The sequence below is a fragment of the Curtobacterium sp. B8 genome (assembly GCF_000333315.1).
Lineage (GTDB): Bacteria > Actinomycetota > Actinomycetes > Actinomycetales > Microbacteriaceae > Curtobacterium > Curtobacterium luteum.
In genome coordinates this window covers 1-13,478 of record NZ_BACW01000696.1, presented here as the reverse complement: position 1 = coordinate 13,478, position 13,478 = coordinate 1, and the positions used below count along the sequence as shown (strand labels likewise).

13 protein-coding genes are annotated in these 13,478 nt (G+C 71.5%); 7 read left to right on the top strand and 6 right to left on the bottom strand.

Annotated features, from left to right (window positions below):
* Both I59_RS18650 and I59_RS18645 read left to right on the top strand, forming a co-directional pair.
* Positions 1-994 (top strand): APC family permease (locus I59_RS18650; RefSeq protein WP_022905181.1); only part of this gene is annotated, 994 nt, incomplete at its 5' end.
* Positions 991-1,929, top strand: coding sequence for an acetamidase/formamidase family protein (locus tag I59_RS18645; protein ID WP_022905180.1), 939 nt, complete (start codon positions 991-993; stop codon positions 1,927-1,929). The genes I59_RS18650 and I59_RS18645, both read left to right, overlap by 4 nt.
* A gap of 28 nt (positions 1,930-1,957) precedes the next feature.
* Here the strand turns inward: I59_RS18645 and serB are convergent, their stop codons facing one another.
* Together serB and I59_RS18635 are read right to left on the bottom strand one after the other, a co-directional pair.
* Complete coding sequence (serB, locus tag I59_RS18640; RefSeq protein WP_022905179.1) at positions 1,958-2,596, bottom strand: phosphoserine phosphatase SerB; 639 nt, start codon at positions 2,594-2,596, stop codon at positions 1,958-1,960.
* An 82-nt stretch (positions 2,597-2,678) separates the two neighbouring features.
* Positions 2,679-3,920, bottom strand: coding sequence for a glucose-1-phosphate adenylyltransferase (locus I59_RS18635; RefSeq protein ID WP_022905178.1), 1,242 nt, complete (start codon positions 3,918-3,920; stop codon positions 2,679-2,681).
* Between the two features lie 47 nt (positions 3,921-3,967).
* Here I59_RS18635 and glgA point away from each other — a divergent pair, with 47 nt between their 5' ends.
* The 3 genes from glgA to I59_RS18620 all read left to right on the top strand — a co-directional run bounded on the left by glgA (position 3,968) and on the right by I59_RS18620 (position 6,383).
* Positions 3,968-5,164, top strand: a complete 1,197-nt coding sequence (glgA, locus tag I59_RS18630) for a glycogen synthase (RefSeq protein WP_022905177.1) — start codon at positions 3,968-3,970, stop codon at positions 5,162-5,164.
* A 75-nt stretch (positions 5,165-5,239) separates the two neighbouring features.
* Entirely contained in the window at positions 5,240-6,022 is a 783-nt protein-coding gene (locus tag I59_RS18625; protein WP_022905176.1) for an ABC transporter ATP-binding protein, read from the top strand.
* A 112-nt stretch (positions 6,023-6,134) separates the two neighbouring features.
* Positions 6,135-6,383, top strand: a complete 249-nt coding sequence (locus I59_RS18620) for a type B 50S ribosomal protein L31 (RefSeq protein ID WP_022905175.1) — start codon at positions 6,135-6,137, stop codon at positions 6,381-6,383.
* Positions 6,384-6,719: 336 nt separating this feature from the next.
* Here the strand turns inward: I59_RS18620 and I59_RS18615 are convergent, their stop codons facing one another.
* Together I59_RS18615 and treS are read right to left on the bottom strand one after the other, a co-directional pair.
* Positions 6,720-7,430 carry an exonuclease domain-containing protein gene (locus I59_RS18615; RefSeq protein WP_022905174.1) on the bottom strand — a complete coding sequence of 237 codons (711 nt, stop codon included), beginning with the start codon at positions 7,428-7,430 and terminating at the stop codon, positions 6,720-6,722.
* Between the two features lie 389 nt (positions 7,431-7,819).
* Positions 7,820-9,568, bottom strand: a complete 1,749-nt coding sequence (gene treS, locus I59_RS18610; protein WP_022905173.1) for a maltose alpha-D-glucosyltransferase — start codon at positions 9,566-9,568, stop codon at positions 7,820-7,822.
* Positions 9,569-9,728: 160 nt separating this feature from the next.
* Between treS and I59_RS18605 the strand changes: the two genes are divergently transcribed.
* Together I59_RS18605 and I59_RS18600 are read left to right on the top strand one after the other, a co-directional pair.
* Positions 9,729-10,763: an alpha/beta fold hydrolase gene (locus I59_RS18605; protein ID WP_083882220.1), complete on the top strand. Its 1,035-nt coding sequence runs from the start codon at positions 9,729-9,731 to the stop codon at positions 10,761-10,763.
* The gene (locus I59_RS18600) at positions 10,760-11,845 is read left to right on the top strand and encodes a glycosyltransferase family 1 protein (RefSeq protein WP_022905171.1); all 1,086 of its coding nucleotides are present in this window, start codon (positions 10,760-10,762) and stop codon (positions 11,843-11,845) included. The genes I59_RS18605 and I59_RS18600 overlap by 4 nt, the downstream gene beginning before the upstream one ends.
* A 97-nt stretch (positions 11,846-11,942) precedes the next feature.
* Here I59_RS18600 and I59_RS18595 read toward each other — a convergent pair whose 3' ends face one another.
* The gene (locus I59_RS18595) at positions 11,943-12,671 is read right to left on the bottom strand and encodes a hypothetical protein (RefSeq protein ID WP_022905170.1); all 729 of its coding nucleotides are present in this window, start codon (positions 12,669-12,671) and stop codon (positions 11,943-11,945) included.
* 182 nt (positions 12,672-12,853) lie between these two features.
* Positions 12,854-13,478: histidine phosphatase family protein (locus I59_RS18590; RefSeq protein WP_022905169.1), on the bottom strand; the 625-nt coding region annotated here is incomplete at its 5' end.

Genomic DNA, 13,478 nt, shown 5'->3' with positions numbered 1-13,478 from the left:
TCGGGTCTCGTCCCTGAAGGTCGCGAACCGGGTGTTCCTGCTGATCGAGCTCGTGTTCGTGGCGATTTTCGTCGTGATCGCGATCGTGGCACTGACCGGCGGCACCGTCCCCGGCGCGTCCTTCTCGACGGACCAGGTGTGGGACCCCGCGAAGGTGTCGGCGCCGCTCATCGCGTCCGCGCTGTCGATCGCGGTGCTGAGCTTCCTCGGGTTCGACGGGATCTCCACGCTCTCCGAGGAGTCGACCGGTCGTCGCGGAGGTGCGGGCACCGCGATGATCCTCGCGCTCGTCATCGTCGCGTTCCTCTTCGTCGTGCAGACCTGGCTCGCGTCCGCGCTGGCAGCCGGCCGTGACGCCTTCCCGGACAGCGAGGTGGGGAACGCGTTCTTCACCGTGGTCCAGCAGGCGTCCTCGAGCGGGTGGGCCACGGCCTTCTTCGCGGTCAACGTCCTGGCGGTCGGCATCGCGAACGCGATGGCGGCGCAGGCCGCCACGAGCCGTCTCCTGTTCTCGATGAGCCGCGACCGGCAGCTCCCGGCGTTCCTGCACCGTCTGAACCGTCGACAGGTGCCCGCCGCGGCCATCATCGTCGTGTCGGTCCTGTCCGCGATCCTGGTGCTCTTCTTCGTCGGGCAGATCGACACCATCTCGTCCCTCGTGAACTTCGGTGCCCTCTTCGGCTTCATGCTCCTGCACGTCTCGGTGTTCGTGCACCACGTCGTCCGGGGGAAGTCGCGGAACTGGCTGCTCCACCTCGTCGTGCCGCTCATCGGCTTCCTGATCATCGGCTACGTGCTCCTGAACGCCGCCGTCGAGGCCAAGGTCGGCGGCGTCGTCTGGCTCGTGGTCGGTGCGGGCGTGTTCCTGTACTACCGGTCGACCGGCCGCTCGACGGAGGTCGGCGCCGAAGCCATCGGGTCCGAGGAACCGGGCACACTGGGCGAGGGGTCCGTCGGTGACCCCGCCACCACCACGGAGAAGGGCCAGCGATGACCACCCCCGACCACTTCCTGCCGAACACCCTCGGGCGTCCCGGCTTCTCCGCCGACCGGGAACCCGTGCTCCGGATCGCCCCGGGGACCGGCGAGACGATCGGCTTCGAGACCACCGACGCGGTCTACGCCGAGCTCGACGAGCACCACGACCTCGCGCAGCTGCAGGCACCGATCAACCCCGTCACCGGACCGGTCTGGGTCGAGGGCGCCGAGCCCGGCGACACCCTGGCGGTCCACATCCACGACATCGCGCTCACGACGCACGGGTGGTCGGTGTCGCTGCCCGGGTCCGGCGCCCTCCAGCACGTCATGCCCGAGGGGGTCTTCGCGCGCCGCTGCCCCATCGAGGACGGCGTCGTGCACGTCACCGACCGGCACGCGTTCCCTGTCCGGCCGATGATCGGGTGCATCGGCGTCGCGCCGGCGTCGGGGACGAACTCGACGATCATGCCCGCGACCGCCGAGGGCGGGAACATGGACGTCACCGAGGCCCGCCCCGGCTCGACGGTGTACCTGCCGGTCCGGGTGCCGGGCGCGTTGCTGTCGATCGGCGACATCCACGCGATCATGGCCGAGGGGGAGTCGTCGTTCGTCGCGATCGAGGCGCAGGGCACCGCGATCGTGTCCGTCGACCTGGTGCGGGGCGGTCGACCGCTCCGTGCGCCGCGCGTCGAGACCGCCGACGACTGGCTCTTCGTCGGGCTCGGCGACCCGGTGCAGGAGAGCGTGCGGCTCGGGTACGAGGACGCGTTCGCGTTCCTGGTCGAGGACCACGGCTTCACCGCCGAGGACGCCTACGCCGTGCTCAGCGCGGTCGGCGACTCGAAGCTCGGCGGTCCGACGGGTTCCGGCACACCGGACCCGCTGCACCCGTTCGCCGCGGTCGGCGCGGTGACGCTGCACCGCGTCCCGAAGGCCGTCCTCACCGCCTGACGCGGCCGGCGCCGGCGCCGGAGGTCGCTCAGCCGCGCAGGCCCAGTGGCGCCAGCACGGCGGACAGGTCGCGGTCGACCACGGCCAGGTCGGCCTCGGCCCGCACCCGCGGCTTCGCGTCGAACGCGACGGAGAGCGCGGCGACCCGCATCATCTCGAGGTCGTTCGCGCCGTCGCCGACCGCCACGGTCCGCGACGGGTCGACGCCGTCCGCCTCCGCCCACTCGCGCAGCGCGGCGGCCTTCGCTGCCGCGTCGACGACCTCACCGAGGACCCGCCCGGTGAGCACCCCGTCGACGACCTCGAGCCGGTTCGCCCGGCAGTGGTCGAGCCCGAGGCGGGTGGCGAAGGGGTCGAGCACCTCGTGGAACCCGCCCGACACCACCGCGACGGAGCCGCCGGCGGCGTGCACGCCGCGGACCAGGTCCGCAGCGCCCTGCGTCACGCGGACCGCCTCCTGCGCGGTGCGGAAGACGTCGTCCTGGAGGCCCGCCAGGGTCGCGACACGCTCCCGGAGGCTCTCCGCGAAGTCGATCTCCCCGCGCATGGCGCGCTCCGTGATCGCCGCGACCCGTGGTCGGGTCCCCGCCGCGTCGGCGAGGAGTTCGATCACCTCGTCCTCGAGGAGGGTGGAATCGGCATCGAGGACGACGAGGAAGCGGGGCACGGACCAACGGTACCGACAGACGGAGGCACGGCTGCGTCCGTGACGCGAGCCGTGCCTCCAGGCCGTCCTCGGTGGTCCGTGGTCAGGCGTCGACCTTGACGCCCTTGCCGACCACCGTGATCCCGGACTCGGTGACCGTGAAGCCACGGGCCTCGTCGGCCTCGCGGTCGACACCGACCTGGGCGCCCGGCGCGATGACCACGTCCTTGTCGAGGATGGCGCGGTTGACCGTCGCACCGGCGCCGATCGCCGCGCGCTCGAACACGATCGAGTCGAGCACCTTCGCACCCGAGTCGATGCTGCACCACGGGCCGATCATGCTGCGTTCGACCTGCGCACCCGACACCAGGCACCCGAGCGAGACGAGCGAGTCGACCGTGGAGCCGGTGTTCCCGTTCGCGTCGCGGACGAACTTCGCCGGGGGCAGGTTCGTCTGCTGGTTGAAGATCGGCCAGTCCTGGTTGTACAGGTTGAACACCGGCACCGGGGCGATGAGGTCCATGTGGGCGTCGAAGAACGAGTCGATCGTGCCCACGTCGCGCCAGTAGTACCGGTCGCGCTCGTTCGAGCCGGGGACGTCGTTGCGCTGCAGGTCGTAGACGCCGGCGTCACCGCGCGCCACGAAGTCCGGCACGATGTCGCCGCCCATGTCGTGGTTCGACGTCTCGATCTGCCCGTCGCGGAGGACCGCGTCCACCAGGGCGTCCGCGTCGAAGACGTAGTTGCCCATCGACGCGAGGATCTCGCCGGGGGAGTCCGCGAGGCCGACCGCGTCCTTGGGCTTCTCGAGGAACGCCTCGATCTTCGTCGGGTCGTCGTCGGCGACCTGGATCACGCCGAACTGGTCGGCGAGGCCGATGGGCTGGCGGATCGCGGCGACCGTGGCACTGCGGCCGGACGCGATGTGCGCCTCCACCATCTGGTGGAAGTCCATCCGGTAGACGTGGTCGGCGCCCACCACGACGACGATGTCCGGGCGCTCGTCGCGGAGGAGGTTGAGGGACTGCAGGATCGCGTCGGCCGAACCGGCGAACCAGCGCTTGCCGAGTCGCTGCTGGGCGGGGACGGACGCCACGTAGGAGCCGAGCAGGCCCTCCATGCGCCACGTCTCGGCGACGTGCCGGTCGAGACTGTGGGACTTGTACTGCGTCAGCACGACGATCTTCTGCAGCCCGGAGTTCACGAGGTTCGACAACGCGAAGTCGATGAGCCGGAAGTTGCCGCCGAACGGGACTGCTGGTTTCGCACGGTCCGCCGTGAGCGGCATGAGGCGTTTGCCCTCCCCGCCGGCGAGGACGATGCCGAAGACCTTCTTTGGTGCCATACCGCTCACAGTATGCGTCCGGACCGGTGAACGGTTACGTTGAACCCGTGCGAGTCGATCTGTTGACCAGGGAATACCCACCAGAGGTGTACGGCGGGGCGGGCGTCCACGTCGCCGAGCTCACCGCAGCGCTGCGGTCGGGCACGGACACCGAGGTGCGTGTCCGCGCCTTCGGGGCGTTCCGGGACGAGGCCGACGTCTGGGCCTACCGGACGCCGGACGTGCTCGGCCAGGCCAACGGCGCGCTGCAGGCGCTCGGGACCGACGTCGCGATCGCGGCGGACGTCGAGGGCGCCGACCTCGTGCACTCGCACACCTGGTACGCGAACGCGGCCGGTCGGATCGCGCAGCTGACGTACGACATCCCCCACGTCGTCACCGCGCACAGCCTCGAGCCGCTGCGACCCTGGAAGGCCGAGCAGCTCGGCGGCGGGTACCGCCTGTCGAGCTGGATGGAACGCGAGGCGTTCGAGCGTGCCGACCGCGTCATCGCGGTCTCGAAGGCCATGCGGGCGGACATCCTCCGCTCCTACCCGTCGATCGACCCCTCCCGGGTGCAGGTCGTCTACAACGGCATCGACATCGACGCGTGGAAGCCCACCGTCGACGAGGACGCCGTCCGCTCGCTCGGGATCGACCCGACGCGTCGCAGCGTCGTGTTCGTCGGCCGGATCACGCGCCAGAAGGGTCTGCCGTACCTCCTCCGCGCGGTGGCCTCGCTCCCGTCGGACGTGCAGATCGTCCTGTGCGCCGGCGCGCCGGACACGCCGGAGATCATGGCCGAGGTCACGGCGCTCGTGGAGTCGCTCCGCGCCGAGCGTGACGGCGTCGTCTGGATCGACCGCATGCTCGCCCACGAGGAGATCGTGAACGTGCTGTCGTCCGGCACGGTGTTCGTCTGCCCCTCGATCTACGAGCCGCTCGGCATCGTCAACCTCGAGGCCATGGCGTGCGGCATCCCCGTGGTCGGCACCGGTACCGGCGGCATCCCCGAGGTCGTCGCGGACGGGCTGACCGGCCGGATCGTGCCGATCGACCAGGCCCAGGACGGCACCGGGACGCCGACCGACCCGGACCGCTACGTCGCCGACCTCGCCGCCACCCTGAACGAGGTGCTGGAGGACGAAGGGCTCGCGAAGCTGATGGGCCGCGCGGGACGGCTCCGTGTCGAGACCGAGTTCACGTGGGACGCCATCGCCCACCGGACCCGTGCCGTGTACGACGAGGTGCTCGCCGGGCGCTGACGCGGCCTCGTCCGTGGCGCGCGCCGACCGGTGTCGCGCCACGGACGCCCCGGTCCGACCCCGTAGGCTGGGGGCATGCCCTCGGTCGTGCGCTTGTCAGACGTCTCCGTGGTCCGCAACGGGGCCACCATCCTCGACTCCGTCTCGTGGGAGGTGCAGGACGACGAGCGCTGGGTCGTGCTCGGCGCGAACGGTGCCGGCAAGACGACGCTGCTGCAGATCGCCGGCGCGCAGACCTTCCCGACCTCGGGGTCGGTGCACGTCCTCGACACCGAGCTCGGGACCGCCGACCTCGCCGAGCTCCGTCCCCGCATCGGCTTCGCCTCGACGGCCCTGGCCCGACGGATCCCGTTCACGGAGACCGTCCTCGACGTCGTGCTGACCGCGGCCTACTCGGTCACGGGCCGGTGGAACGAGGAGTACGAGGAACTCGACGTCCGTCGTGCGCAGCGCGTGCTCGACGAGTGGGGCCTCGCGGCCTTCACCGAGCGGACGTTCGGCGAGCTCAGCGACGGTGAGCAGAAGCGCGTCCAGATCGCCCGCGCGGTGATGACCGACCCCGAGGTGCTCTTCCTGGACGAGCCGGCGGCCTCGCTCGACCTCGGCGCACGCGAGAGCCTCGTGCGGACGCTCGGCGGGTACGCCCAGAGCCCCGACTCGCCGGCGATCGTCATCGTGACGCACCACGTGGAGGAGATCCCCGTGGGCTTCACGCACGCGCTCGTCCTCACCGACGGGCACGTGCAGGCCGCGGGTCCGATCGACGAGGTCCTGACGAACGAGACCCTCACGCAGGCGTTCGGCGTCGACCTCGTCGTGACCAAGGACGACGGCCGCTGGAGCGCCCGCGCGTCGTAGCGGCTCGCCGGGCCGATCTGGTAACGTGGTCGGCTGGCGCACGCCGACGACTTCCAGCGCGGTGCTCACTCGAGCGCAGCGCAGTCCGACCATCTGCAACCGAGGAATCTCCATGAAGACCGACACCCACCCCGAGTACAACGCCATCGTCTTCCGCGACCTGGCCTCCGGTGAGACGTTCCTGACGCGTTCGACCGCGACCAGCGACAAGACCATCGAGCTCGACGGTGCGACCTACCCGGTCATCGACGTCGAGATCTCGTCCGCGTCGCACCCGTTCTACACGGGCAAGCAGCGCATCCTCGACTCGGCCGGCCGCGTCGAGAAGTTCAACCAGCGCTTCAAGGGCTTCTCCAAGTAAGCAGCCTCGCGTTCCGCAACGGGCGGTCCTCCTCCGGGAGGGCCGCCCGTTCGGCGTTCCCGGGGTGGGCGCGTGGTCGGGTGCACGGGTGCCTGGTCGGGTGCACGGATCGGCAGTCGGGACGCGGTGCAGTTCGTCAGCCGGGTTGCGGTGCAGTTCGTCAGTGCACAACCGGAGTCGTCCCGCACCACGGCGATCCGTGGTGCGGGACGACTTCGGTTGTGCGGGCGCGCACCGGCGGCGGTCGCGTGGCGCACCAGCGGCCGACGGGCAGGAGAACGGAGCCACCCGACCGCAGCGGCGCGCGCTGCCCTACGAACCGTTGCGACGCCGGCCCTACGAACCGTTGCGGTGCGGCCAACGACCGTCGGCGGTGAACGACGGGTCGCGCTTCGTGCGCATGTACTCCTGGAACGACGCGGCCTGATCGGCGCACCAGCCGACCTGCTTGCGGTGCAGCTCTTCGGCGGAGACGCCGAGCTCGTCCGGGTACTTCGCGGCGATCGCCTGTGCCACGCGGCCGGCAGCGATCGCGTCCGCCCCGGCGTCGTGCGCGTCCGACAGCGTCACGCCGTACAGCTCGGAAGCGGCCTCGAGCGTGCGCTTGCCCTTCCGGTACGTGTCGAGGGCCTTGTCGATCACCAGTGGATCGACGACGTTGCCGATCACGGGGGAGGCCAGGCCGTGACGCTTGGCTTCCCGGTCGAGGACGGTCAGGTCGTACGGGGCGTTGTAGATCACGAGCGGGATGCCGCGGGCGAAGACGGCCTCGACCGCGGCGATGACCTCGGCCACGACCTCTCCGGCGGGACGCCCCTCGGCCTGTGCGCGCTCGGTGGTGTAGCCGTGCACGGCCGCGGCACCCTCGGGGATGGCGATGCCGGGGTCGGCGATCCAGGCAGCCTCGACGATGGATCGGCCGGTCATGTCGATGAGGCCGACGTGCGCGGTGACGATCCGGGCGGTCTCGACGTCGACGCCGGTGGTCTCGAGGTCGAAGACGCCGAGGGCGTGCCACCACGGCCGGCCCGAGAGGTCCTGCGGCACCGGTGCCGGAGGTACGTCGGTCGCCACTGCGGTCGCGGGGGAGTACGTCACCCGGCCAGGCTAACGGGACGCACCGACACCCACGACGCGACCCGCCTGGCGGGGAAGCCGACCGCCCGCACGACGCGACCCGCCTGGCGGGGCCGGGCCGGGCCTCCAGGCCGGGTCGCACGGTGCGAGGGACAGCCCGATGGTGCGAGGTTGCACGCGGCGTGCGACGTGAAGCACCTCGCACCGTGCCGGGAACCTCGCACCACGGCGCGACCGACCCGCTCGCGACCGACCCGGGCGCGAGGGACCGGCCCACGGCGCGACCGACCGGCCCGGGCGCAACCGGCCCGGGCGCGACCGACCGGCGGCCCCGCACGGTGCGAGCCGCCCGCCCGCCCCTACGCCGTGGCCGAAGCCGGCGGCGCTGCCACGGGCGCGACGGCCGGCGCCGCACCCACGTGCAGCCAGTAGAACGACTGCGTGCCGAGCGTCAGCGTGACCGACCCGCTCTCGTCGAACGACGGGAACACGCTCCCGCCGAAGAGGTCGTAGAGCGGACGTCCGGCGTACTCCGGCACCGAGATCGTCACCGACGTCGGGTTCGTCGCGAACGAGAACACGCAGAGGACGTCCTCGGCGGACGGCCCGAACTGCTGCCCCGACCCCTCCCACGAGCGGACGAACGCCAGCACGGACTCGTTCGAGGTGTCCTTGACGTGAAGCGTCCCGAGGCCGAAGACGGGGTGCGCCTTGCGGACGTGGATGACGTTGCGCACCCAGTGCAGGAGCGAGCGTGACTGTGCCAGCTGCGCCTCGACGTTGACCTGCTGGTAGTTGTAGACCAGCGACTGGACGACGGGCAGGTAGAGCTTCCCCGGGTCGGCCGTCGAGAACCCGGCGTTCCGGTCCGGCGTCCACTGCATCGGCGTGCGGGAGGAGTCGCGGTCCGGGAGCCAGATGTTGTCGCCCATCCCGATCTCGTCGCCGTAGTAGAGGAACGGCGACCCGGGCAGCGAGAACAGGAGCGCGTGGATGAGCTCCAGCTCGGCACGCGAGTTGTCGAGCAGGGGAGCGAGGCGACGACGGATGCCGATGTTGGAGCGCATCCGCGGGTCGTAGCCGTACCAGCCGTACATCGCCTGGCGGTACTCCTCGCTCACCATCTCGAGCGTCAGCTCGTCGTGGTTGCGGAGGAACACGCCCCACGCGGCGGACTCAGGCACGTCGAGCGTCTCGGAGAGGATCGCCTTCAGCTCGGAGGCGTGCTGTGCGCGCAGCGAGTAGAAGATGCGCGGCATGACGGGGAAGTCGAACGCCATGTGGCACTCGGGCTCCTCGTCGGTGCCGAAGAACGCGGCGGTCTCGCGCGGCCACTGGTTCGCCTCGGCCAGGAGCACGCGGCCGGGGTACTCGTCGTCGACCATCGCACGGAGCTTCTTGATGAACTCGTGCGTCTCCGGCTCGCCCTCGCCGTTGCCCTCCTCGGACTCGAAGAGGTACGGGATCGCGTCGAGCCGGAGCCCGTCCACACCCATGTCGAGCCAGTGGCGGACGACGTCGTAGACGGCCTCGACGACAGCGGGGTTCTCGAAGTTGAGGTCGGGCTGGTGGGAGAAGAACCGGTGGAAGAAGAACTGGCGGCGTACCGGGTCGAACGTCCAGTTCGACTCCTCGGTGTCGACGAAGATGATCCGGATGTTCTCGTACTCCTGGTCGGTGTCCCGCCAGACGTAGAAGTCGCCGTAGGGGCCGTCCGGGTCCTCGCGCGACTGCTGGAACCACTCGTGCTGGTCGGACGTGTGGTTGATCACCATGTCGATGACGATGCGCATGTTGCGCTCGTGCGACTTCGTGACGAGTTCGCGGAAGTCGTCGAGGGTGCCGAACTCGGGCAGGATCGCCTTGTAGTCGGCGATGTCGTACCCGCCGTCGCGCATCGGCGACTGGAAGAACGGCGGCAGCCAGATGGCGTCGACACCGAGCCACTGGAGGTAGTCGAGCTTGCCGATCACGCCCTGGATGTCACCGATGCCGTCGCCGTTCGAGTCGACGAACGAGCGGATCATGCACTCGTAGAAGACGGATCGCTTGTACCACTGCGGGTCCAGGGTCAGGCCTGGGAGCTGGATCGGGGCCGTGAACGTCACCCTGGACACGCTAGGCCGCGCGGCTGCCGCTGTCCGCAGGAAGACGCGGATCCGGCCTGGAGGCGCGGATCACCGCCCGGCACACGTCGCGTCTGCGAGTTCTCCACATCTGCACCGCGCTGCGGCGGCTGGTCGGGCCGGCTTCCCTAGACTGGCCCGGATGCAACCGCCCGTGCTGTCCCCGTACCAGTCCCTCATGGCCGCGACCCCGGTCGTGCACCGCGCGGTGCAGGTCGACGGTCGGACGACGCACTACTGGGTGTACGGACCCGAGGACGCAGCACGGACGGTGCTGGCCGTCCACGGGTTCCGCGGCGACCACCACGGACTCGAGACGATCGCGGCGCACCTGCAGGGTGTCCGGGTGATCGTCCCGGACCTGCCCGGCTTCGGTGTGTCGGACCCGCTGTCGTCGTCCGACATCGACTCGTACGTGGCCTGGTTGCACGGATTCCACCGCGCGCTCGGACTCGGCGCGGACACCGTCGTGCTCGGACACTCCTTCGGATCGATCGTCGTCGCGGCGACCGTCGCCGCCGGGTTGCGGACGCGCCTCCTGGTCCTCGTGAACCCGATCGCAGCCCCGGCGCTCCAGGGTCCGCGGGCGATCGCGACGGGCGTGGCGATCGGGTACTACCGGGCCGGTGCCGTCCTGCCGCGCCCCCTCGGCCTGGCGCTCCTGCGCAACCCGGCGATCGTGCGGGTGATGAGCATCGCGATGCTGAAGTCGCACGACCGCGACCTGCGACGGTGGGTGCACGACCAGCACGACCGCTACTTCTCGGCGTTCTCCGACCGCACGTCCGTGCTCGAGGCGTTCCGCACCTCGGTGACGCACGACGTCTCGGAGTACGCGGACCGCATCGACGTGCCCGTGCTGATGATCGCCGCCGAGCACGACGACATCACCGCGGTCCCCGAGCAGCAGGCCCTCGCCGCGCGCCTGGCCGACGCCGAGCTCGTGGTGGTGCCCGGTGTCGGGCACCTCGTCCACTACGAGACGCCCGCTGCGGCCGCCTCCGCGGTGCTCCGACGGATGGGTGACCCGGGCACGACTGCCCGTGGTGCCCGTCGCGGCGGAGCACGGCGCGGTGGAGGCGACCGGCGTGGGGCGCGAGCGGAGACGGCGTCGGCGGACTCGTCGGGGTCGACCCGCGCCTCCCGGCCGTCCGACGGTGCGGAGCACGCGTCGTGAGCCGCCTCCGCATCGGCATCGACTGCCGCTACGTGCGCATCGGTCGCCACGACGGCATCTCGCGGTTCACCGCCGGCATCGTGGCGCACCTGCCCGACCGGCACGACTACACGCTGCTCGTGCACGACGTCCGGCAGCTCGAGTCCCTGCCGGACGGTCTGCCGCACGCCGTGCTGCCCGCGCCGACCGATCCCGGGGAACCCCTCGTCGCCCGGAGGGTGAACCGGCTCGACCTCGACGCGGTGTTCTCGCCGATGCAGACGATGGGGTCGCGCGGCCGCGAGTACGCCCTCGTGCTGACGCTGCACGACCTCATCTACTACCGGAACCGGACGCCCCCGCGGGAGTTCTCGTGGCCGCTCCGCCTCGGGTGGCGGGCGTTCCACCTGAGCTGGGCGCCGCAGCGGTTCCTGCTGAACGGGGCGGACGGCGTCGTCACCGTCTCGGAGACGACCGCCGGACTCATCCGGGAGCACCGGCTGACCAGGCGGCCGGTCACCGTCGCGTACAACGCGGCAGACCCGGCTCCTCGCCGACCGGCCGACGGGCAGCGCCGGCACGACCTCGTGTACATGGGCTCGTTCATGCCGTACAAGAACGTCGAGACCCTCGCGGCCGCGCTGCCGCTCCTCGTTGCCGACTGGCGGCTGCACTGCATGTCGCGGGTGTCCGCTGCCGACCGCGCCCGCTTGGAACGGCTCGCACCAGCGGGGTCACTCGTCTTCCACGACGGCGCCAGCGACGAGGTCTACCTCGACGTGCTCCGCTCGGCCACGGCCCTGGTGACGGCGTCGTACGACGAGGGCTTCGGCATCCCCCTCGTCGAGGCCATGGGCGTCGGGACACCGGTCGCGGTCAGTGACATCCCGATCTTCCGCGAGATCGGGGGCGCCGCGGCGGAGTACTTCGACCCGTCGTCGCCGTCCGCGGTCGCCGCCGCGGTCCGGCGGCTCGAGGAGCGCTGGGACGACCGGTCCGAGCAGTCCGTCGAGCAGGCCGCACGGTTCCGGTGGGCCGATTCCGCGGAGCAGGTCGTCGGGGCGGTCGAGCGAGCCGTGCGGGACCGAGCCGCGCGGCGGTAGGGCACCCGCTCGGGCGCTCGGCCGTTCGGGTGCTCGGGCTCGGGCGCTTGCCCGCTCGTGCCCTCAGGCTTGGGCGCTTGCCCGCTCGGGCTCGCGGTCATGCGGGTGGTCGCACGGCCGTGACGGTCGCTCCGCGGAACGCCGCCTGCGTCGACTCCTGCGCCTTCGCCATGACCGCGTCGAGCGCCGCGCCGCGGCCGATCGTCTGCAGGGTGACCTCCTGCGCCGTCGCCTCGTCGGAGGGTGCGTCCGTGGCCCAGGCGCAGCGCACCGCACGGACCCCGCCGATCGCGTCGACCCGGCGAGCGAGGTCGAGCCGCGCGGCGGTGACGTCCGCGTCTGCCGAGAGGCCGACCCGCATCGTGTCGAGTTGCACGACCGCGAAGACGCGGACGCCGTTGCCGCCGGTCGTGGCGGCTGCCGCACTGAGCGCGGCGACGAGGTCGTCCTGTGCGTCCGGGGCCAACCCGTCCTCAGCGGTCGCGACCGAGACGACGTCGTAGCTCGCGAAGCCGGTCTTGACGGTGCGCACGCTCTCCACCGAACGGACGCCGTCGACGGCCCGCGCCGCCGTGTCGAACCGCGCGAGCGCGGCCTCGGGCTGCGGGAACACCCCGCCGACACCGTTCTGCACGCTGCTGATGATCGTCCCGAGGGCGATGACGAGCACCCCGGCCGCGAGGACCACCCCGACGGTGACGAGGGCACCCCGCCGGACCCGCTGGGGAGTGGTGCGGATCGTCACCGAGCCGGTGTCGGGGCCGAAGGCGCGGTCGAGGTCGTCGTCCTCGGGGTCGAGCTGCCCTCCTGGCCGCTCCGTGCTCATACCGTCCTCCTCTCAGGGCCGCCGGTGGTGCGGACGGCTGCTGTCGGTCGAGCTGACCGATCCCGCTCGAGCGGGCGGACGAGTCAGCCCGCTCGAGCGGACCGGACGGGCCGGGGCGGGTCCGGATCCGATCCGCATCGCGGAGTGGGTCGGAGCCTAGTCCCGGTGTACGTGAGGACGGATCAGCCTCGGCGTTCGAGGGGGTTCTGGTACTCGAACGCGAAGCCGCCGGGGCCGTCGGAGGCGTCGTCGATCGGGTCGTCGAACCGGACGAGCTCGGCCTGGAACCGCTCCGGGTCCCACCGGAAGGAGTGGATCGACCCGTTGCGGATCGGTGTGCGGTGCCGGTCCGCCGTCCCGGGCGCGGCGGCGTTGACGACGCTGCGGATGACGGCGCCGTGGGTCGCGACCACGACGGACGCGCCGTCGAACCGGATCGCGATCTCGGCGAGTTGCTCGGTCACCCGGGCGAGCAACGCCGTCCGCGACTCCCGTCCGGGCACGTCGTCGTGGGGCCAGCGCGTCCGGATCTCGACGTCCGTCAGGCCCTCGGCGTCGCCGTAGGACCGTTCGGCGAGCCCGGCGTAGGTGTCCGGCTCGGCGAGTCCGAGCCGGGTCGCGATGATGGCCCCCGTCTCGCGGGCCCGCGACAGCGGCGAGGCGACGACCGCGTCGAACCGGCGACGGGCGAGGAGTTCGGCGGCACCGGCGGCCTGGTCGCGACCGACGTCGTTGAGCGGGATGTCGGTCGACCCCTGGATGCGTCGCTGCCGGTTCCAGTCGGTCTCGCCGTGGCGGACCAGGGAC